The 21,097-nt window shown below is 37.6% G+C and carries 21 protein-coding genes and 3 pseudogenes; 12 read left to right on the forward strand and 12 right to left on the reverse strand.

From position 1 onward, the window contains the following. Positions 1–394: 394 nt before the first annotated feature. On the forward strand, positions 395–1,798 hold the full coding sequence (gndA, locus tag CP367_RS06275) for an NADP-dependent phosphogluconate dehydrogenase (protein ID WP_089145740.1): 1,404 nt from the start codon (positions 395–397) through the stop codon (positions 1,796–1,798). A 101-nt stretch (positions 1,799–1,899) separates the two neighbouring features. Next, complete coding sequence (locus tag CP367_RS06280) at positions 1,900–3,459, forward strand: ClC family H(+)/Cl(-) exchange transporter (protein WP_013087091.1); 1,560 nt, start codon at positions 1,900–1,902, stop codon at positions 3,457–3,459. Between the two features lie 109 nt (positions 3,460–3,568). Here CP367_RS06280 and CP367_RS06285 read toward each other — a convergent pair whose 3' ends face one another. Next, positions 3,569–3,994 (reverse strand): ImmA/IrrE family metallo-endopeptidase, encoded by a 426-nt coding sequence (locus CP367_RS06285; protein WP_005720757.1) that lies wholly within the window; start codon positions 3,992–3,994, stop codon positions 3,569–3,571. Next, positions 3,972–4,343, reverse strand: coding sequence for a helix-turn-helix transcriptional regulator (locus CP367_RS06290; protein WP_005721887.1), 372 nt, complete (start codon positions 4,341–4,343; stop codon positions 3,972–3,974). Before CP367_RS06290 ends, CP367_RS06285 begins: the two co-directional genes overlap by 23 nt. Before the next feature lie 183 nt (positions 4,344–4,526). Here CP367_RS06290 and CP367_RS06295 point away from each other — a divergent pair. The 9 genes and pseudogenes from CP367_RS06295 to CP367_RS06335 all read left to right on the forward strand — a co-directional run bounded on the left by CP367_RS06295 (position 4,527) and on the right by CP367_RS06335 (position 12,084). Continuing rightward, a pseudogene (locus tag CP367_RS06295) lies at positions 4,527–5,160 on the forward strand (transposase). A 22-nt stretch (positions 5,161–5,182) separates the two neighbouring features. Continuing rightward, positions 5,183–5,479: pseudogene (locus tag CP367_RS06300) on the forward strand (helveticin J family class III bacteriocin); the annotation flags it as partial. Positions 5,480–5,605: 126 nt separating this feature from the next. Continuing rightward, entirely contained in the window at positions 5,606–6,946 is a 1,341-nt protein-coding gene (locus CP367_RS06305; protein ID WP_089145739.1) for an MATE family efflux transporter, read from the forward strand. Positions 6,947–7,025: 79 nt separating this feature from the next. Continuing rightward, complete coding sequence (locus CP367_RS06310; protein ID WP_012845486.1) at positions 7,026–8,384, forward strand: MATE family efflux transporter; 1,359 nt, start codon at positions 7,026–7,028, stop codon at positions 8,382–8,384. Between the two features lie 114 nt (positions 8,385–8,498). Next, entirely contained in the window at positions 8,499–9,404 is a 906-nt protein-coding gene (locus CP367_RS06315) for an ROK family protein (RefSeq protein WP_013682702.1), read from the forward strand. Then, on the forward strand, positions 9,404–9,787 hold the full coding sequence (locus CP367_RS06320) for a cupin domain-containing protein (RefSeq protein ID WP_061205015.1): 384 nt from the start codon (positions 9,404–9,406) through the stop codon (positions 9,785–9,787). Before CP367_RS06315 ends, CP367_RS06320 begins: the two co-directional genes overlap by 1 nt. A gap of 79 nt (positions 9,788–9,866) precedes the next feature. Continuing rightward, positions 9,867–10,636, forward strand: a pseudogene (locus CP367_RS06325) (IS982 family transposase). Positions 10,637–10,761: 125 nt separating this feature from the next. After that, positions 10,762–11,871 (forward strand): hypothetical protein, encoded by a 1,110-nt coding sequence (locus tag CP367_RS06330; RefSeq protein ID WP_013087090.1) that lies wholly within the window; start codon positions 10,762–10,764, stop codon positions 11,869–11,871. 60 nt (positions 11,872–11,931) lie between these two features. Further along, positions 11,932–12,084, forward strand: a complete 153-nt coding sequence (locus CP367_RS06335; protein WP_003624933.1) for an SPJ_0845 family protein — start codon at positions 11,932–11,934, stop codon at positions 12,082–12,084. A 56-nt stretch (positions 12,085–12,140) separates the two neighbouring features. Here CP367_RS06335 and CP367_RS06340 read toward each other — a convergent pair whose 3' ends face one another. Both CP367_RS06340 and CP367_RS06345 read right to left on the reverse strand, forming a co-directional pair. After that, positions 12,141–13,505, reverse strand: coding sequence for an MFS transporter (locus CP367_RS06340; RefSeq protein ID WP_005720747.1), 1,365 nt, complete (start codon positions 13,503–13,505; stop codon positions 12,141–12,143). A gap of 125 nt (positions 13,506–13,630) precedes the next feature. Further along, positions 13,631–14,185: a hypothetical protein gene (locus tag CP367_RS06345; RefSeq protein ID WP_005720746.1), complete on the reverse strand. Its 555-nt coding sequence runs from the start codon at positions 14,183–14,185 to the stop codon at positions 13,631–13,633. Between the two features lie 92 nt (positions 14,186–14,277). Between CP367_RS06345 and CP367_RS06350 the strand changes: the two genes are divergently transcribed. Continuing rightward, positions 14,278–14,922: a Crp/Fnr family transcriptional regulator gene (locus CP367_RS06350; RefSeq protein ID WP_005720745.1), complete on the forward strand. Its 645-nt coding sequence runs from the start codon at positions 14,278–14,280 to the stop codon at positions 14,920–14,922. Here CP367_RS06350 and CP367_RS06355 read toward each other — a convergent pair. The 8 genes from CP367_RS06355 to CP367_RS06390 form a co-directional block, all read right to left on the reverse strand. Next, positions 14,914–16,854 (reverse strand): copper-translocating P-type ATPase, encoded by a 1,941-nt coding sequence (locus tag CP367_RS06355; protein ID WP_089145738.1) that lies wholly within the window; start codon positions 16,852–16,854, stop codon positions 14,914–14,916. The genes CP367_RS06350 and CP367_RS06355 overlap by 9 nt on opposite strands. Further along, positions 16,854–17,141 (reverse strand): cupredoxin domain-containing protein, encoded by a 288-nt coding sequence (locus CP367_RS06360; RefSeq protein ID WP_089145306.1) that lies wholly within the window; start codon positions 17,139–17,141, stop codon positions 16,854–16,856. The genes CP367_RS06355 and CP367_RS06360 overlap by 1 nt, the downstream gene beginning before the upstream one ends. Then, a complete protein-coding gene (locus CP367_RS06365; RefSeq protein ID WP_089145737.1) occupies positions 17,141–17,518 on the reverse strand; it encodes a cupredoxin domain-containing protein in 378 nt (125 codons plus the stop codon). Before CP367_RS06365 ends, CP367_RS06360 begins: the two co-directional genes overlap by 1 nt. A 15-nt stretch (positions 17,519–17,533) precedes the next feature. After that, positions 17,534–17,974 carry a CopY/TcrY family copper transport repressor gene (locus CP367_RS06370; protein WP_089145736.1) on the reverse strand — a complete coding sequence of 147 codons (441 nt, stop codon included), beginning with the start codon at positions 17,972–17,974 and terminating at the stop codon, positions 17,534–17,536. A gap of 116 nt (positions 17,975–18,090) precedes the next feature. Beyond that, positions 18,091–18,819 carry a DUF4097 family beta strand repeat-containing protein gene (locus CP367_RS06375; RefSeq protein ID WP_089145304.1) on the reverse strand — a complete coding sequence of 243 codons (729 nt, stop codon included), beginning with the start codon at positions 18,817–18,819 and terminating at the stop codon, positions 18,091–18,093. A gap of 10 nt (positions 18,820–18,829) precedes the next feature. Beyond that, positions 18,830–19,186, reverse strand: coding sequence for a helix-turn-helix domain-containing protein (locus tag CP367_RS06380; RefSeq protein ID WP_060462121.1), 357 nt, complete (start codon positions 19,184–19,186; stop codon positions 18,830–18,832). A 142-nt stretch (positions 19,187–19,328) separates the two neighbouring features. Then, a complete protein-coding gene (locus CP367_RS10975) occupies positions 19,329–19,556 on the reverse strand; it encodes a hypothetical protein (protein WP_233186474.1) in 228 nt (75 codons plus the stop codon). Positions 19,557–19,682: 126 nt separating this feature from the next. Beyond that, positions 19,683–20,993, reverse strand: coding sequence for an NCS2 family permease (locus CP367_RS06390; protein ID WP_089145735.1), 1,311 nt, complete (start codon positions 20,991–20,993; stop codon positions 19,683–19,685). Between the last annotated feature and the right edge of the window lie 104 nt (positions 20,994–21,097).

Raw genomic sequence — 21,097 nt, forward strand, 5'->3', positions numbered from 1 at the left:
CGATTCTCAACCTATTTCTGTGGGCAAAGATAGTTATCAAAAAATGCTATTAGAAAAAACGAGTATGACTTTAATTTAGCTGTTAAAGCAGCCAAAAAGCTAAAGGGTCAACAACGTAAATTTGTTCTAGCATCTTTAAAACAGGCTAAAAAGGATGGATACATTACCGAGCTAACATTACCATTAGCATTTAACATTTTACTTTGGGGTATTGATCAATAAAAGTAATATTTCCTAGGAAATATTACCGAGCAGTGTGTGAAACACTTTTACCCAATAACAAAAAAATTATTAACTAGATTTTAAAAAGCGGAACCTTTTGGTTTCGCTTTTTTGCGTGCTAGAACGTATAATAATACTTGATGAACTTTGATTAATGGAGGAATTATTAAACATGCAACAATTCGGCGTTATTGGTTTGTCTGTTATGGGCAAAAACCTTGCTTTAAATGTTAGAAACCACGGCTTTTCCGTTTCAGGTTTCTCAATCGACAAGCCAGAAGTTGATGCTTTCGCAAAATATGAAGATGATAAATTAAAGCCTTGCTACACCTGGGAAGAGTTCGTAAACTCACTTGAAAAGCCACGCAAGATTTTGATTCAAATTATGGCAGGCGATCCAGTGGACCAAACTTTGCAAAAATTGCTGCCGCTTTTGGATAAAGGCGATATTTTAATCGATGGTGGTAACTCAAATTATCACGATACTAACCGTCGTTTCCACGAAATGGAGAAGCATGGGATTCACTTTATCGGTATGGGTGTTTCCGGTGGTGAAGAAGGTGCTTTAAATGGTCCAGCTTTGATGCCAGGTGGTGACGAACCAGCTTATAAGGAAGTTGCTCCAATTCTTGAAGCTATTGCTGCTAAGAATACTGAAGGCAAGCCATGCGTATACTACATGGGTCCTGAAGGTGCTGGTCACTACGTAAAAATGGTGCACAATGGTATCGAATACGGAATTATGCAAGAATTCTCAGAAGTTTACAACTTGCTCCGTGACGTTGCTCACAAGAGTGATGATGAGATGTCAGCAATTTTTGATAAATGGAATCACGGTAAGGTAGAAGCATACCTTAGTGAAATCACTTCAAAAGTTTTGGCACAAAAAGATGATTTAACTCCAGATCACGTAATCGATCACATTTTGAACGTTGCTTCATACAAAGGTACTGGTAACTGGATGCTCGAAGATGGTGTTGCACTTGGCGCTCCTGTAACGGTGGTAGCCGAGGCTGTAATGGCACGTTTCATGAGTAAGCAAGCACACTTGGTAATTGAAAAGGGCGTTAAACCAACTAAGTTTGAATACAATGGTGAAATCCCTGATGATATGGTTGACGTGTTCGAAAAATCATTGCAATTAGCCCAAGCTGTCGCATATGCTCAAGGTTTCCAACAATTGACTATGGCTGCTGAAGCTTATGATTGGGACTTAAGATACAAGTCAATTGCTCAAGATTGGGAAGCAGGTTGTATCATTCGTTCCGCAATGCTTAAGGATATTGAAAAAGCCTATGACAAGAACGGTAAGCTCATGAATTTATTCCAAGACGATTACTTCCGTAAGTTGATGGAAGAAAACTTGCCAGCGCTTCGTAAATCAGTTGAGTTTGCTACTAAGTGTGGTGTGCCAACTCCAACTTTGAGCGCAGCTCTTAACTGGTTGGAATCAATCTTTAATCCAAACTGGCCAGCTAATATGATCCAAGGCCAACGTGACTACTTCGGTGCGCACACTTACCTTAGAAATGATCGTGAAGGCGTCTTCCACACCGAATGGTATGAAGAAAAATAATTAGTTTCACATGAAACAAAAAAGTCAGTTAGAACATTTCTAGCTGGCTTTTTGTTGTACAATAGTTTGTGACACGTTTTTTTATTGTGAGGGAGAAAGTAATGAAAGACGAGGCAAACAGAACTAATATTAAACTGTTGCTCCAAGCACTACTTGTCGGAATATGTACCGGCGTAGTAGTTGGCTTATTTAGATTTGGAATTGAAAAGACATCTGGATTTTGGCTATACTTGTTTCAATTAGCGCACCAGAATCCGTTGTGGTTTATTGCGATTATCATTGGCTTTATTGCGGTAGCGGTAATTGCTGGTTATTTTGTTAAACAATATCCCCATGTTGGTGGTTCTGGTATTCCAGAAGTAAAATTGCAACTGCAAGGGAAGCTATCACTACAATGGTTTCCAATTTTATGGCGGAAATTAATCGGTGGTATCTTGGTTATCGGCACAGGGCTATTCCTAGGACCAGAAGGACCATCATTGCAGCTGGGCTCGACAATTGGTCAAGGTGTTGCTCAGGGATGCAAGCAGAACAAATTAAAAACTAGAATTCTGCTTGCAACAGGGGCTTCAAGTGGTTTGTCTGCCGCTTTTGGCGCTCCTTTGAGTGGTGCCTTGTTTGTCTTAGAAGAAGTATTCCATAACTTTTCACCATTAGTTTGGATGAATGCTTTAGCTGGCGCAATTGCTTCAAACTTTGTCGTTTCAAACTTGTTTGGCATTCGTCACGCCCTAGCAATTCAATATAACTATTCATTTCCGATTTCGTTGTACTGGCACTTGCTTATCTTAGGGATTTTATTAGGCTTATTGGGTCATTTATATAAAGTTGGTTTATTTAGTTTAAAGAAGGTCTATGCTAAAATCACCTTTTTGCCCCGTTGGCTTCATGGTTTGATCCCCTTGGCAATTTTGATTCCGATCGCTTACTTTTGGCCACTGATTACGGGTCCAGGTAATCGATTAATCTTATCTTTACCTAACATGATTACTAAAACTGGTTGGGGGCTAGTCGGCCTTTTGGCATTCTTTTATGTCATGAGAATTGTTTTCTCCATTGTTGCTTATGATTCAGGTCTTCCTAGTGGTATTTTCCTGCCAATTTTGACAATGGGCGCTTTGATTGGTGCAACTTATGGACTGATGATGGTACAGTTAGGCTTGTTACCGCAGCGTTTAGTAGTTAACCTAGTGATTTTTTCAATGGCAGGATATTTTGCAGCAATCATTCGTGCACCATTTACGGCAATTATCTTAATTACTGAGATGGTAGGGTCCTTACTTCACTTGATGCCATTAGCTGTGGTGGCCTTCATTGCGTTATTAGTTGATGAACTTCTTGGCGGTAAGCCTATCTACGGGCTTCTAGCAGCCGCTATGGACAAGAGTAGTGACCATAAGGCTAACTATACTGGTCAGGCTGATACAATGGCTCTGCCGGTCTATGAGAGCAGTAGACTAGTTGATAAAACTATTTCTGAGGTTCAATGGCCGGTTGATACTAGGGTGAGAACTATTCACCGTGATGGGGATGAGATCATACCAAATGGGCAAACCGTAATTCGCGGCGGAGATATGCTTATTCTGGAGTTTGATTCAAGTCAACGTGGCGCAGTTTATAGCAAGATGAAGGACTTGCAAGGCGTTGAACTGGATGGATAGAAAAAATCGTTACTCAATTGAGTAGCGATTTTTTGTTTAATTGGATTTTAAGTAGTGTAAAAACTAATGCTAAAACTTTTAGTAATCAAATCAATATAGAAGTTGATGGTTAAGCTGCTCGCTTAAATATCTCTTTAGTTGCATCAGCTACTCGATTTGGTATCCCGTATGCTTGCATAAATAAACCTGGATCTTCGAAGCAATCACCCATTTTGCAGGAGTAATTATAGATTAGCTTTATTGAAAAGATGTCTGCTGGACTTTCTTCGGAATTCTGTTCTGTAAAAGTGATATATTGACGAGAATCTACTTCACCATTAGTCAGCATAATGTGACCAATCTCATGACCTATTGAAAATGGTACTTCTTCTTGATGATGCCAATTAGTATTAATGACAGCGAATCTATAGTTCTTTAAAGAAATGGATGGGTAAGTTGGATTTACTTCAACTAATTCAACCATAATATCACGTTTTTTAGCATAGGCTAATAACCAGTCTATGAGTTCTTGTTTATTCTGATCTGCTGTTGTCATGTCGTTTAATAAGTCCTTTTTTGATATCACGTTCCATAAGTTGACGAACTATGTTCAGGTAGTCTTCTGGAATAGTGTAGCCATGATAGAAATATGGTACTTCACCATCAATAGAAATACCACCAGTTTCATCACCTTTAGGTGACGGGCTAGGATTGTTTGTCTTACCACTTAAATAATCGGCTGACGTATGTAGTACATCTGCGACTGCATTAAGTGCATCAATTCCCGGTCTTTGATTCTTCCAATTATAGATGGAATTTCTACCTAAACCTGCCTTGTCATTTACTTCACGGAGATTCATTTTGTATTTTTTTGCTAATTCTTTTGTGCGCTCTAACTCAATCATACCAAGCCTTTCATGAATATTTGTTCGAAAAAAGTTAGCTTTTTTAGCTTTTAGCTGTTGACATAATTAGTTAATTAGCTTGTAGTACGCGTGGTGCTAGTTAAATCGTTTTAGTTAATAAAAAAGTCCAATTAGACTAGACTCAAGTTGTAAGTAATTTAAATAGAAAAGAGTCTGATCTAATTGAACTATCTCAAGCTTAAGCGTTTTTCTCACCATTTACAAGTTAGTTTTAATCGGTTAAATGTGATTTGTCGCTCGCTATATAAGCTTTATGCGCCTGATGGACTTAAACATCGTAAAAATGTTGATCAGACCAAGCTTCCTGATAGTTCTATCTTAGCGATGCTCATTTGGCAAACTGAAATTGGGATTGAGTCTCAACGAAGATTTTGTAAATTCTTTGTTGGCTTGTCTCATTCTCGCTTTAATCGGCGAGCTCGGATGCTCTTGCCTCTAATTCGTTGTATCCGTCAGGCTTGGAATCAAGAAGTAAAAACAGCTGGAGAATTTTTGATTATTGATAGTTTCCCAGTGCCAGTTTGCCAGCCTGTTCGCAATTATCGTGTCAAGATCTTTCGGGGCGTAGCTGATATTGGTTATAAAGCAACCAAGAAAGTCTATTATTATGGCTTCAAGGTCCACGCAATAGTAAGCGATGATGGCAATTAGAAGAAGCATTGAAAGCGACTTTTCTTTGCTTAGTTATTACAACGCTGAGAATAATCGAGCAAGAAGTCCAGTAGGCTTTCAACAGCGGCTAGAAATAGCTATTTTAGCTTATAATATGGCATATTGTCTAGAACGATTTAACTAGCACCACGCGTGATCTAGATAATTCTGGTAATATTTATATTACTAGTCAAAAATCACCAAGTTTAAGTAATGGTTCATGGTCATACTATCACAAGGAAATTGTAAAGATTCCATTTTATGCTCGTAATGACCAATCTCAATGGGAAAATGTAAATTTAAGTGCATTTGGTGGATTAGATATTTCAGGTGAACATAGTGAAGTTGAAAGTATCCAAATCATTGATGAGAATCACGGTTACTTAACTGTTGCATACCATGCTAATGTTAACGGTAAAAATAAAACTGTTTCAAATAAGGTTTATGAATTAGCTTGGGACTAAATTTCAGATATCAAGATTAATTGAAAAAAGTATAGCTTTTGTCTTTACCTTTTATGTGTATAGAGTAAAATATGTACAAATCGAATAAAACGGTTTCAATTTTATTTTGTAAGGTTCGGTATTGCCATGAAGTTTTTAAACCGATCAGACAAAGAATTAATCATTCTAAGCTGGCCAATTTTTGTTGAATTTCTCTTCAATGTGATGGTGGGAAACGTCAATGTATGGATGATTTCTCACTTTGATGAAGTGGCTGTAGCTGCTGTTGGTGCCTGCAACCAATTTTTTGGCTTGTCATATAATGTTTATGGGTTTGTAACGGTAGGTACACAAATCATGATTGCGCAATTTCTTGGTGCCAAAAAACACAAAGAGATTCCTAAGGTAATGAATACAGCAATCTTTGGAGCAATTGGAATTGGTCTGCTTTTAGGAGCTATTTTTATTCTTTTGCCATACCCTCTGTTACGCTTCTTGAACATTCCAGATGATGTAATTGCAATTGCGATCCCTTATATGCAGCTGTATGGAACAGGAACGATTATTTTGGCGTTAAATTCTGTCATGTTAGCCTGCTTGAGAACGCATGGTTTAACCTTGCAAGCTTTGATTGTGCCAACTATCGCTAATATTCTTGCGGTTTGTGGGAATTATGTGGTGCTGTTTTCACCATTCGGCTTACCTAATTTTGGCGTTAGAGGGATTGCAATCTCAGGTATCTTTGGCCAATTTTGTGCGGGGATTGTAGCAATTTATTTAGTTAAGCGATATGTGAAGCTCAATGTGTTAAAAGTTAACTTCAAACGGTTTTCGATACCATTTTTAAAACAAATTCTTAAGTTAGGATTACCTTCATCAGGTGAATCAGTCTCTTATTCCGGGGCTCAAGTGGTAGTCACAATGATTGTTGCTACTTTAGGAACTAATGTATTGATTACCAAATCGTATGTTTCAGCGATTACTCAATTTGTATTTTTAACGGCTTCAGCCTTATGTCAAGGAAATCAAATTATTATTGGTCGTACTGTTGGCGCAAAAGATTTCGAAGGAGCATATCAAAGAGGCTTTCGGTCAATGGTGCAAAATGTGGGAATTTCAACTTCAATTTCAATCGTGACCTTTATTTTCATTACGCCAATTATGCATATTTATACAAATAAACCTGAAATCATTGAATTGGCACGCTGGGTTTTCTTGGTCGAAATTATTCTTGAAGCAGCAAGAGCGGTTAATATGACTTTGGTAGGATCATTAAATGCGAGTGGGGATGTTAGATTTCCGCTTGCATGTAGTTTAACTGTGCTATGGCTAATTAGCTTGCCATTTTCATATTTATTGGCAATTGTCTTTCATATGGGGTTAGTAGGTGTATGGATTGCGTATGCGATCGATGAAAGTTTGCGCGCAATGTTGATGATCTACCGGTGGCATCATGGTACTTGGAGAACCAAGTCACTGTTTGTATAGTTGTTTTCCCTGTGATTTAATTAAATTATAAGTTAAGATGATATTTATTTAACGGTTTGGATAAGTAAGGGGGAATTAGGTGGATAATGACGCGATTGTAATGACTGAAGGCTCATATCGAAGTCAGATAATTAAATTTGCAATTCCACTATTTTTGGGAAATTTATTCCAACAAATGTATAGTGCTGCCGATTCGTTGGTAGTTGGTAATGTAATTGGGTCGAATGCTTTAGCTGCAGTTTCATCGTCTGGAAGTTTGATCATGTTGCTAATCGGGTTATTCCAAGGACTAGCGATGGGTGCAGGAGTAGTAATAGCACAATGTATTGGTGCTAAAATTGATCAACACACACGCGAAGCAGTGGCTACAGTGGTTGCTGTGGGCTTTATTTGTGGCTTTTTGTTGATAATCATTGGTGTAGTGTTGACTCCACAAATTCTGATATTAATGGGAACGCCAAAAAGCATTATGCCTGAATCAGTAGAATTCTTACGAGTATACTTTTTGGGATCAATGGGCTTTGTTATGTACAACACTTTTATTAGTATCCTTCAAGCCAATGGTGATAGTAAGGGTCCTTTGTATTACCTAATTGCCTCATCAGTAGTAAATATTGCTTTTGACATTATTTTTATCTATTGGCTTCATTTAAGCGTTGGCTTTTCAGCTTTGGCTACAGTAATAGCACAAACATTTTCTGCTTGTCTTGCTTATAATAAATTGCGTAAGCTAAAAGGTCCAAGTCGGGTAGATCTGCGCCATCTTAAAATATATCGGCCGATGTTGAAGCTGACGATTGATTATGGTTTACCATCAGGATTACAGAATTCGTTAATTTCCGTGTCTAATGTGGTTATTCAATCATATATCAACATGTTTGGTGCACATGCAGTTGCAGGAATCGGGGCCTATACTCGCGTTGAGGGTTTTGCTTTTCTACCAGTAACTAGTTTCACTTTAGCTTTGACGACGTTTGTGGCGCAAAACCTTGGTGCCGGAAAAATTAAGCGAATTAAAGAGGGTGTTCGGTTTGGAGTGATTTTGGCAGTGCTGATTGCGGAAATAATCGGCTTAAGCGTATTTACCTTTGCGCCGCAACTGATCGCGCTATTTGATCCGACGCCTTCGGTCGTCGCCTTTGGTGTTGGGCGTGCAAGAGTTTGTGGTTTCTTCTTTTTCTTGGTTGCGATTACGCATTTAATTGCTTCAGTAATGCGTGGTGCAGGGAAAGCGACGATCCCAATGTTAGCAATGATGCTTTGCTGGGTTGTAGTAAGGTTAGCAGTTTTATTAGGTACCAAGCCATTTTTCCAGGATATTCGGATGGCCAACTGGATTTATCCGGCTACTTGGTTCTTAAGTACCATAGTTTTATTGAATGCTTATCGTCATCTTGATTTTGCTTTAATCAGCCAACAAACTAGAAAAGAAGCGTAAAATTTTAAACTAAATAATGTCAAACAAGCCAAATTATGATCAATATTTGGCTTGTTTGCTTTTTGAGCTTTGAGTACAATTGTGGTAATGATAATGAAAGCGAATACATATGAGATGAAAAATTATCTAAGTATTGATATTGGTGGGACTAACTTAAAATATGCTTTGTTAGACAATGCCGGCAATATTATTGAAAAGGGCAAAACAAAATCACCACATGAAAAAGAAAAGTTCTTGACGACAGTTGATCAAGTAGTTAAAAATTACGCTGAAAAAGATATCAAGGGTCTAGCTTTTTGTGCACCAGGTAAAATTGAATACACGAAGATTCATTTCGGTGGCGCATTGCCATTTCTTGATGGGATTGATTTTTCAGAAATATATAAGGATCTCAACATTCCAGTCGCAGTAATAAATGATGGCAAGGCTAGTGTTTTGGCTGAAAATTGGCTAGGAAATTTGAAGGACTTGCAAAATTGTGCTGCTATTACTCTTGGTTCAGGAGTAGGTGGCGGAATAATTGTGAATGGTCGCTTATTAAATGGTGCTCACTTCCAAGCCGGTGAATTGAGCTTCATGGTTTTAAAGATGGCCAAAGAAATGGGTTTTGATGATATTGCTGGAACTATGGGCTCGGCAGTTCGCATGGTTAGCCAGGTCATTAAAGCGATCGGCAATGAGGATGAAACTGATGGCTTAGCTGCTTTTGAAGCTATCAATTCGGGCAATGAGCAAGCTTTGAAAATACTACGTTCCTATTGCTGGGATGTGGTTGGCATCATTGTTAATATCCAATCAGTAGTAGATTTGACAACAATTGCGATTGGTGGTGGAATCTCAGCGCAACCGATTCTAGTTGAAGAAATCAATCGTGCATATGATCAATTTTTGGATCAAATGCCAATGTACAAGATGACTTTGACTCGTCCTAAGATTGTTGAAGCTAAATTTAAGAATGATGCAAATTTATTTGGAGCTTTATACAACTTGTTGCTACACGTTAATGGTGAAAAACTATAATGTCTGAAAAGAATCTTCACGAAGTAGTAATTCCTACCGATCCGTTAAACGTATGGTATTTCGTTTTTCATGACAATAAAATTCCGTTTTATATTGCTCCGCATTGGCATCGTGGGATTGAACTTAGCTATACGATAAGAGGAAACATCGATAATTTTCAAATTAGCGGTAAAAAATATAACACTAAGCCTGGAAAAATCTTTATTGTTAATTCTCAGGAAATACATTCGATTAGAAATCGTTCTGGAGAACAAGATTTAGCTCTATCAATAATTTTTCCGTATAGTGTAGTCTGCAGGCTGTATCCGCAAATCAGTGAGGAGATTATTGCTATCAATGATCCAACTAGTTTTACTGATCTGCAAACGCGTGGTGCTAGTTAAATCGTTTTAGTTATCAAAAAAGTCCAATCGGATTAGACTCAAGCTGTAACTTAAATTAATAGAAAAGAGTCTGATCTAATTGAACTACCTCAAGCTTAATCGTTTCTCTCACCATTTACAAGTTAGTTTTAGTCGCTTAAATGTAATCTGCCGCTCTCTGTATAAACTCTATGCTCCCGATAAGCTTAAACATCGCAAAAATGTTGATCGTACCAAGCTTTCTGACAGCTCTATCTTAGCGATGCTCATTTGGCAAACTGAAATTGGGATTGAGTCTCAACGAAGATTTTGTAAATTCTTTGTTGGCTTGTCTCATTCTCGCTTTAATCGGCGAGCTCGGATGCTCCTGCCTTTAATTCGCTGTATCCGTCAAGCTTGGAATAAAGAAGTAAGGGTTGCTGGAGAATTTTTGATTATTGACAGTTTTCCTGTTCCAGTTTGTCAGCCTGTTCGCAATTATCGCGTTAAAATTTTCCGTGGCATAGCCGATATTGGCTATAAAGCCACCAAAAAAGTCTACTATTATGGCTTCAAGGTCCACGCGATAGTGAGTGATGATGGCTATCTGCTTGATTACGCAGTTACTAAGGCGTCGGTACATGATGCCAAAGAGACGAGCGTATGGGATATGTGCTTTGGACGCCATATCGCAAAAATATGAAAGGCTCTAAAAAGCATAACGATCACTAATTAATGGCAATTAGGAGAACGATTGAAAGCGACTTTTTCTTGCTTAGCTATTACAATACTGAAAACAACCGAGCAAGGAATCTAGCAGGCTTTCAACAGCGGCTAGAAATAGCCATTTTGACCTATAATATGGCATATTGTCTAGAACGATTTAACTAGCACCACGCGTATTAGTTAGAAAAACTACCTAAAAGAAGATGGCAATACCGTCTTCTTTTTTCTTGCAGAAAAATAATGATTAGGCGACAATTAAATTCACGGAAGAAAAAAGAGGGGGCGAAAAATTGAATAAACTTGTACAAATCACGCTTAAGGCTGATCAAGAAAAATATAACTTAGATGGGGATGCAAGTATTACGGTAGTTGATGCAAATTCTTACTATATTGGCCGCATCATCACGCAACATCATGGCTGGATTACCTTTGAATCAGTCGATCAAGGCGGTAATTTAGGTGGAATAGTCTTTATTAAAGAAGATCAAGTAGCTAAGATTGAAGACGATACGCCTAATCTACGCTATTATATGATTACCCAAGTTAAGGATTCATTTAACTTAGAGCAATTAAATAAGACAGTGTTAGCCTGGGATTTTACTAATCTGCATGATTTACTGATTAACGTAGCTGACGCGCAACCCTTTACAACTTTTGAGGTGAATACAGGTGCTACTTACACTGGCTTAATTACTCAGCTTGATCAGCAAGAGGTACGTATTTTAGAACGCAATGAATTAACTTTAGAGCATTATGCCACCGTTATACCACTTGACGATATTGTTTGTGTCGACACTAATGCCATTGATAATCGCTTATTTACCCAATATTTGCGGCAATCACAGAAGCAAGAATTCACTAACGACTTGGATCTGGTTGAAATTTATTTTGATTATACCTTTGATGATCAATATGGTAGTTTTGCTATTGGTAAAGTACTCAAGTATGACGATGATAATCTGGTATTCGAGAGCATCAATGAGTTAGGGCAGGTTGAATCAATTGCAGTGATTGCTAGGAGCCATATAACGCATATTACTGAAGATTCCGAGCGCTTGCTCTTCTTTAATTTTTTAGTTCAATGGCAAAAAAATAATGGCAGTTTTGATCCGGACAGGCTGGAGCGTTCAGTTAAATTACGGGATGAAATTCAGTCACCGGCAGAAATTATTGATAATTGGCCCGAAGATCAAATAGTGAAAATTAGTGATTCAATTTATCATTATCCTGATCGGTTAGGCTTAATTGAAGATCGCTCTGATAGTGGCTTCGACCTAAAAATTGTAACTGAATATGGTTTAGGAGATACTAGCGATCATGATTATAGTGATTTAATTAGTGTTGATCTGGCTGGTTCAGAAATGATTAAGATGCAACAATTTATTGATAATGAGGGTTAAAATTATTGTCATTTGAATTGAAATTTTAATATAATTGAGAAAACGAAAGGAAGATGTTTTATGGGATTAACTTTTGACAACCCTAATAACTTACAGAAGATGCTTGATCGCTTTGCGACTGTACCAGATCCAAAGAAGACGCCTAAGCATAAGGATCCAGAAGAATTATTAAATAAGGATTCTAAGGACAAGAAGAAAAAAGATAAGAAATAAGAAAAGACAGATTGCATCATATGTAATCTGTCTTTTTGTGTAGCATATTAATTATTTTATTTTTTCATAAATTGGGGTGAGGTCTCCGGTGCCCAGATGAGGCAAACGATAAAGGCAAAGAGTAAAACAATCGCACAAACTAGCATTGCCAGGCTAGCACCACCAACATTGGTTAAAACAGGCAAAAGAAAAGTACCTGCAGCTGCTCCAATGCGGCTAATTGTGATACAAGTTCCTACACCAGTTGCTCGCACTTTGAGATCAAATAATTCAGTCGGATAAGGATAATCTAGGATCAAACCAGCTGATAAAATAATCGCAAATAACGTAAAAATACCTAATTTAAGTATTGAATTTAAGTTAGGTACTATTGCTAAAATGCCGATTAGCAGACCTGAGATTAGAAAATTACTGATAAGATAGAAGCGGCGGCTAACCTTGTTAAAGATCCAGGTACCGATTAGCACACCAATGAACATCCCACCATTGTAGATAATTCCTGAGATATTTCCACTAGTGATATTCATGCTTTGTAATAAAATTGGCAAGAAGATACTAATACCGAAAAATGAGAAGGCTTGGCAGGCATAGAAAATCCCACCTACTAGAGTACGTCGCAGATATTGCTTGGAAAATAAAATTGCCCAGGAAATATTTCTAGGCGTTTTCTTTTTATTCCGCTTCATAAAGCGGGCAGGTAATCTCCATTTGCGTCCCATGTGCTTACGAATGACCTTGTTGGCCGTCTTAATCTTACCCTTACTTGCTAGCCAGCCTGGTGAAGCAGGGAGTGGGAAAAGACTTCTGAAGATAGCAGTTACTAGTGCAGGTACTGCACTTGTTGCTAAGATTATTTGCCAAGTATAACTATCAAATCCAGTGATAAAACTACCAGCTAGGTAAGACAAAATAAAACCAATAGTCCAGTAGATTAATAAATGACTCTGGCGCTTGCTGTCTTCACCCTTAGGTAGCCATTCGGTTAACAAGGCATTCCCTACAGTATAGTCAACAGCAATCATTAAACCAATTCCAATACGGAGGATAAAGGTTAAGCTAAAATTAGCGGTTATTAGATGTAATAAAGAAAAAGCAGCTAATATATACATATTCCACATTAAGAGTTTACGGCGACCGATTTTATCAGAAAGTCGACCGACCAAAAGACTACCAGCAAGGCCAATTAAAGCACCAGCCCCAATTAATCCAGTCCAGAAGTCACTAATGTTGATATATTTAGCTGCATTAGAAAGAGCGGTACCACTAATTCCCAGGGAATAGCCACAGGCGATTTGACCTAAGATAACGGCCATCATCACTCTTAAGTGAACTGACATTAGTGGTGCACGCTTGTAATTCTTTTTAGTTTTAATAAATTTTTCGCGTTTCTTTTCTTGGATAATTTTTTCGTTATTCTCCATAAGAGTAGGATCTAAGCCTACTTATAAAACATCTCCTTTTCTTAGATACTTTGCATAATCTATATCTATGTTATCAAAAAATAAGAAAGGATGCAAAAAGCCATTCACAAGGAATGGCTTTTAACTTAAGCTTTTTCAATTTCACCAGCTGCGATTGGCAAGGTAGTATGGGCATCATAACTCATTACGCAACCACCTACAGTATCAGGTAATTCCAGATCTGCAGGTACACCATGAACGTAAACTACACGCTTGTCTAGTTGTAGTTTATCGCTACCAAAGGCAGCTTTGAATTTCTTTTGTAGCTTTGTTAATGAGACATCAATCTCATATTCATAATGTCCATTACTGTCGGCAACAGGATAACCATCATGAGGAATATTCATGTTTTCTGGGGCATCATCAAGTGGCACCATTGTAGTTCCTGAGACCGGCTCAGTTTCTGGTAAATCAATAAAGCCATCATGGTTAACGTCTTGAGCTGCAGTTGGTACATGAGCTTTTTGACCATTCGGGAAGCCATGGAAATGTTCCCAGTGTTCAATATTTGCTGGAGTATCAAACATCTCAACGTGAATATGTAGTTGATCACCTTTTTCTTCAAAAGTGGCAGTACCGTGTGCCTTGGTACCAATTTTTTCAGCGTTTAAAGGCTCAATATGTGCGATGTATTTAGTCATGATTAATATTTCCTTTCTGCTTGAGTTGTTAAATACATTGTATTAAGATGCAGATAAAAATAAATTGACTTAGATCAAGAAATGAGGCTTTTATGCAACATTCACCCATGGCTTGTATTCGCAAAGCAGCCATATTTAAAAATTTGCCAAATGAAATGTTAGAAAAACTAGTACCAATTTCAACGCATCAAGAATATTTTCCAAAAGGCAGTATTATTCGACAACCAGGTGATGGTAAGAACGGAATGCTTTTTATGGATCAAGGCAGTGCCAAGATTTACAATCTCAACGAAGACGGTAAAGAGACCGTATTAGGTGTGCTGAATCAAGGCGATGCTAATGGACAGCAGAATCTTTTTCAAGAACATGCCCAGGAAAACTTTGTGCAGGCTTTACAAGATACTTATGTTTGTTCTATTGAGCGTCGTGATTTTCAAAAGTTATTGAAAAAGACGCCAGATTTAGCATTGAATTTGCTTAATAATTTTGGCGAGCAGCTGGTTACAATCGAAACTAACTCTATTCGGCGCAATTCAATGGATGCTCAGGAACGCTTAATGGCCTATTTGCAAGACTTAGCTCAAAAACAGGGGAGTAAAAATGTGGAATTAAAGTTAAAAAAGAAAGACTTAGCATCATATTTGGGTATTACTGCTGAAACTTTAAGTCGCAAATTGAAAAATTTACAAAAAGAAAACCGGATTAAAATATCCGGTCGGAGAATTATTTTACTTTGAAACTTGAGCTGTTTCACCAGCAATTTTTGTTTTATTCAATAAAAGTGAACTAGTTACAACAGAAACAGAAGAGAAGGCCATAGCTAAGCCTGCAAGTTCAGGACTAAGCTGCACGCCAAAGGCCATGAATAAACCTGCAGCAATGGGAATGCCGATCGTGTTGTAAATCAGAGCCCAGAAGAGGTTTAATTTAATTCTGTTAAAGGTCTTCTTAGAAATCTCAAGCGCTCTAACTACGCCCATTAAGTCATTCTGTACAAGGACGATACCGCCAGATTCAATAGCAATATCGGTACCTGATCCCATAGCAATTCCGACATCAGCTGTAGACAATGCAGGTGCGTCATTAATCCCGTCACCAACAAAGGCTACTTTATTGCCTTCATCCTGCAATTTCTTAATCTCAGCAGCTTTTTCGGTTGGCAAAACGCCTGCTATAACTTGATCAATACCAACTTCGCGCCCAATAGCTTCGGCAACATTTTGATTGTCACCGGTAAGCATCACCGTCTTTAAACCACGCTTTTTAAGTTCCGCAATTGCTTGCTTAGAACTTGCTTTAGGTACATCTTGAATGGCAATTAAGCCAATGATGTCATTACCTAGGCCAACATAGACTACAGTTTTTGCTTCTTTTTGAAGTTGGAGAGCCTGATCTTTCATTTCCTGGGAAATAGAAATATCTTCTAATAAACGATCGCTACCAACAAAAGCTTCTTGATTATCATAGTTAGCCTTAACCCCGCGGCCTTCGATAGCCGCAAAGTTTTTGACAGGCTTAATTGTAATATTGGCTTCTTGTGCTGTTTTAACTACGGCAGTTGCTAGTGGGTGTTCGGAATTTTCTTCTAAGCTAGCTGCAATAGCTAAAACTTTGTTTTTATCGCCTACAACATTAGTAACTTGCGGTTTACCAACAGTAATCGTACCAGTTTTGTCGAAAACAACGGTATTAATGTCACTGACTTCTTGAAGTACTTCACCATTTTTAATCAAAACACCCATCTTGGCACTACGAGCAGTACCAACCATTAAAGCGGTTGGAGTGGCTAACCCAAGAGCACAAGGACAAGCAATAACAACTACGGAAACAGCGAAGAGCATCGCACTAATTAACGTTGCACCTAAGAAGATGTACCAGATAACGAAAGTAAGGATAGCAATAATCAAAACGGCTGGTGTGAAAATATTAGAGATCTTGTCGGTCAAATTTTGAATTGGAGCATGACTGGTTTGGGCTTTTTTAACTAAATCAACAATCTGAGATAGCATGGTCTCGCTACCAACCTTAGTTGCTTTAAAGGTAAAAGTACCATTGGTGTTGATCGTTGAACCAACAACATCGTCACCCTTTTTCTTAGTAACTGGCATACTTTCACCAGTAACCATTGATTCATCAAGAGTTGATGATCCATTAACAATTACACCATCGACAGGAACCTTTTCACCTGGCTTAACGCGGATGATATCGCCAACCTTGACTTGGTCAAGAGGTACCTTAACAAACTCGCCATTGCGCTCAACTTCAGCGTCTTTAGCTTGAAGGTCAATCAATTTAGCTAAGGCATTTGAAGCGTTATTGTGCATCTTTTCTTCCAGGGCATCCCCGAGTAAAACGAAGACGGTTACGTAAGCAGCAGTTTCAAAATAAACTTCACGGCCAGTAGACATGGCGAAGATACTGTAGAAGTATGCTATTGAAGTACCAACGGCTATCAGCGTGTTCATGTTAGCGTTATGGTGCTTAAAAGCGGACCAAGCACTGCTCCAATAAGGCGCAGCAGAAATTGCCATTATGATTGTAGTCGTGATAAAGGCGATCCAATTATAGCCCGGCATCATCCAGTGAAAGGGCGTGGCAAACATCTGGATTAGCATTGGAATTGCTAAAATAAATGAAATCCAGAAGCGCTTAATATTTGAAAGTTTCATTATTTAACAACAACCTTTCCGCGGAACATATCCATTCCACAAGCGTAGGTGTAAGTACCTGGCTTGTCAGTTGGAATGTCAATCGTAACTTCTTTTTTACCATCTAATTTTTGGTCAAGATTTAAATCTTTAGAGACTACTTCATTCATGCAGCCCATATTATCTGATGGAATAAACTTTAATTGAGCTGGTTTACCTTGCTTGAAAGTAACTGTGTTTGGTTTATAACCATGATTTTCTGCATTAACAACAACTTTTTTAGTTTGATTCTTTGAAAAAATACTCATTATTTAACAACAACCTTTCCATGAAACATACCCATTCCGCAGGCAAAATTATAAGTGCCTTTTTTATCAGTAGGAATATCAATTGTAGTAACTTTTTGCTTGGTTAAATCTTTATCAACGCCCAGTTGTTCAAAGACGACATGAGATAAACAGGCAGTTGAGTCCTGCATGTCGAAGTTCACTTTGGCGGGAACGCCTTGCTTTAAAACAATCGTTGAAGGAGAGTAACCGCCCTTAACAACGATATCTGCTTCTTGCGAGCCTTGACCTACATTAGCGGTCCCAACGGCTTCTGTATGTTTACCAAAGAACCACCAGAGGATAAAACCAATTAGTAGGATGGCTACAACTAATGTAATAATTTGTGAAATTTCCATTTTATTTTCCTTCCTTTAGCACAGATGCTCTTTCCCTGGTAGACAGTTGCATGGCACCGTTTCAGGGGCAGTCTTTTCTTTTTGATCAATGATCTGCTTCATTTTAGCTAAATCACTTTTAGAAATAGGAGAATCTGCAAGTAGTTGCAGGATAACTTCTCCTTTATGCATATTGCACATCCGATCTAACAATTCTTGTGCTGCTTCAGTCATTACTTGCGCCTGATTAACTTTAGCCGAGTAAACGAAATGACGACCTTCCTTAGTAGTATTCAATAAGTTTTTATTAACTAAACGGCGTAGTAGGGTTTTGATCGTTGATTCAGACCAATCTTTCTTAGCTTGAAGTTCTTGAATTATTTTAGTAGAGCTCACGGGTTCTATCGTCCAGATAATTCGCATGATTTCCCACTCACTGTCAGAAATTGTGCTCTCTTTTTCTTGCAGTTTAACCATTTTTTCCTCCTATCGTTTACATATGTAACTATACCACTTAAATTTACGGTTGTAAACGATAAAGCAACAAAAAAAGCATGTTTTCATCCATGCTTCTCATTTTAGAATCGTAATTATTAATTGTTTACTTTAATGTCGCCCTCATCGCTATTTGCAATTAAGACATTTTTACTATGCAAGTTGTGTTGGTAAGAGCCACCATCATCATTGTTATAATTATGACGATGATAGATAACATCTCCATCGTCGGAATTCAGATCTACGCCTGAAGCATCACATTTTTTGATTGAAATATTTCCATCACTAGATGTCGCTTTGAATCCGGCAAGTGAACGTAAATCCTTAATTTGTATATCACCATCATCGGAACTAACAGAACCATTTGTCACATTAAAGTAGTCAGCGTTGATGTCTCCGTCATCACTATGGAAGGCTAGCTTTTTGGTTTTCACTTGCCCGTAACAAGTAATATCGCCATCATCGGTATTAATCTTGATTTTAGCTAATTGCTTTTTAGGTAGATAGATAGTCAAATAGTTATTTTCGTTGCTGTTAATATTAATTAAAACATGGTGGTGATCACGAATAATTAATTTCCCATTTCTAACTTTAACTATGGGCATTATTTTTTTACCACCATGATAGATGACCTTAGGATGATCACTTACTTGTAAATTGAAGTCTAATAAACTTACATCGGCATCAATCTCATTGAAATTTTGTTGAGTCATGTTTTTCTTGATTGTAGGTCCGATATTAGTGTAATGATGTGGGATAAATTGACAGCCAGATAAACTAACTAATATTGTGAATAATAAGGTAATTAAGAAGATTTGTTTTTTCATTTTTTAACTCCTACGAAAAAGCTTCAATAATTTCAGAAATAGCATCACCGATTAATGGTAAAAGAATAAGAATGATCCACCAATATTTTGCTAAAAAATCCCAAAAATTAAGATGGGTAGAGGGCGATTTTTCCAGAACGACTTTTTGAACATTTTTGTCTTTACCTAAGATCAACTTATCTAGAGAGATGTCAAATAATTCACTCATAGTTACTAAACGGTCAATATCTGGTAAAGAACCACCTTTTTCCCATTTAGAAACTGATTGACGAGAAACATTTAACTTTTGTGCAAGATTATCTTGAGTTAGCTTAGCATTTTCGCGGTAACTCTTAATGCGTTGACCAATTGCTTGAATATCTATCATTCATTTTCACTCCTCGTTTGAAAATTTATAGTTTAATATTGGCTTTTTTAGCTAAAAATGTCGAGCAAATCTTGGCTGAATCTTGTCAAATGGTGTTTGCTTTTTGTCAACTTAGGCTATTTTTTGGGGGTGAAAAAGGAAGTTAATGAATAAATAAGCTAATTGTGAGCAAGACAATTAAAATCCAAACTGCATCAATAAGATAAACTAAGATCTTAATCCAGATCTTTTTATACAATTGACCAGTCTGAAATAGAAAATATAAAGTTATTCCCGCTAAGATAACTCCAATAGCGGTGGCAGATGCACTATGTCCATTTAAATAGAAAAAGATACCAGTAATGGCAGATAATATTAAAGTTCCGATGATTCAAAGTGCTTTTTTGTTTAACTTCATGATTATACCTCTCGTATGTGTGTTTCATGTGAAACTACCTATATTTTATTATAAAGAAAAAACTCATTCTTAATTAAAAGAATGAGTCGTAATATCATGTTATAAATTAGTAACCAAGAAGAAGATGACGAATACCACAAACAGGATATACATCATAGGACTAACTTCTTTATAACGCTTAGAAGCAATCATTGTGATTGGATATGCAATCAAGCCTAATGCCAAACCATCTGAAATACTGTAGGTTAATGGCATCCCCACCACAGTAAGGAAGGCAGGAAAAGCAATCTCAAACTTCTCCCAATCGATTTTCTTTAAGTTGCTGGCCATCAGTACACCAACGATAATTAAAGCAGGAGCCGTTACAGTAGTTGGAATTACTTGCAAAAGTGGACTAAAAATCATACTGATGATGAAGAAAATACCAACAAAAATCGCAGTAAGTCCAGTTCTACCACCCATAGCGATACCAGCACTAGATTCAACAGAAGTTCCAAGTGGGGCAGTACCAAAGACGGCACCTTCAACCATGGCAGTTGAGTCGGCTAAAAAGGCGCGACCGATCCGTGGAATCTTGCCATCCTTATCAACCATGCCAGCTTGTTCAGTCATCCCAATTAAAGTACCGGCAGTATCAAAGAAAGTAACCAGCAGGAAGGTTAGTACAACCATCCATAGTTGGGCTGTATTAATATCTTTAATATGGAAGACAGCTTGACCAAAAGTTGGCGCAATACTTGGTGCACCAGAGATAATACTGTGTGGCAATGGAATTTGACCAATGATCATACCGAAGATGGCAGTAACAATCATTCCAATAAAGATAGAACCAGGCACGTTTAATGCCATTAATACAACAGTCAAAATTAAGCCAAATAATGTGATCCAAACTGCTGGGGTGCTAAATTTTCCTAAAGTAACTAAGGTTGAGGCACTGTTAACAATTAATTGACCATTTTTTAAACCGATAAAAGCGATGAATAACCCAATTCCTGCTGAAATAGCATACTTCATATCTTGTGGAATGGCATTAACCACTAATTCGCGTAATTTAAAGACAGTAATTAAAATGAATAAAACTGAAGCAACAAGGACTGCAGCCAAAGCTGTTTCCCAAGAAATATGCATCCCAACACATACGTTATAAGCGAAAAAGGCACCGCTACCTAAGGTTGGAGCTAAGGCAATCGGATAATTAGCAATAAAACCCATTAAAAAACACCCAACTGCTGTGGCAAGAGCTGTTACAGTAAAAGCGGCACCTTTAGGGATACCAGCTGCGTGCAAAATGTTTGGGTTAACGAATAAGATGTAGGAGAGACTGACAAAAGTGGTTAAAGCAGCGATTAACTCACGTTTAACAGTGGTATGAGCATCTTGTAAATGAAAGACTTTTTCCAATGTCTGCATTTAAAAATTCCTCCGTAACTATTAACTTTTAAAGAAACTAATTGAATCTAGTTTAGCACAGATGTTGAGGAAGAGAGCTCAATTTTAATATTTCCTGGGAAATA

The sequence above is a fragment of the Lactobacillus sp. UMNPBX16 genome, assembly GCF_002553775.1.
GTDB classification, from domain to species: Bacteria; Bacillota; Bacilli; order Lactobacillales; family Lactobacillaceae; genus Lactobacillus; species Lactobacillus crispatus.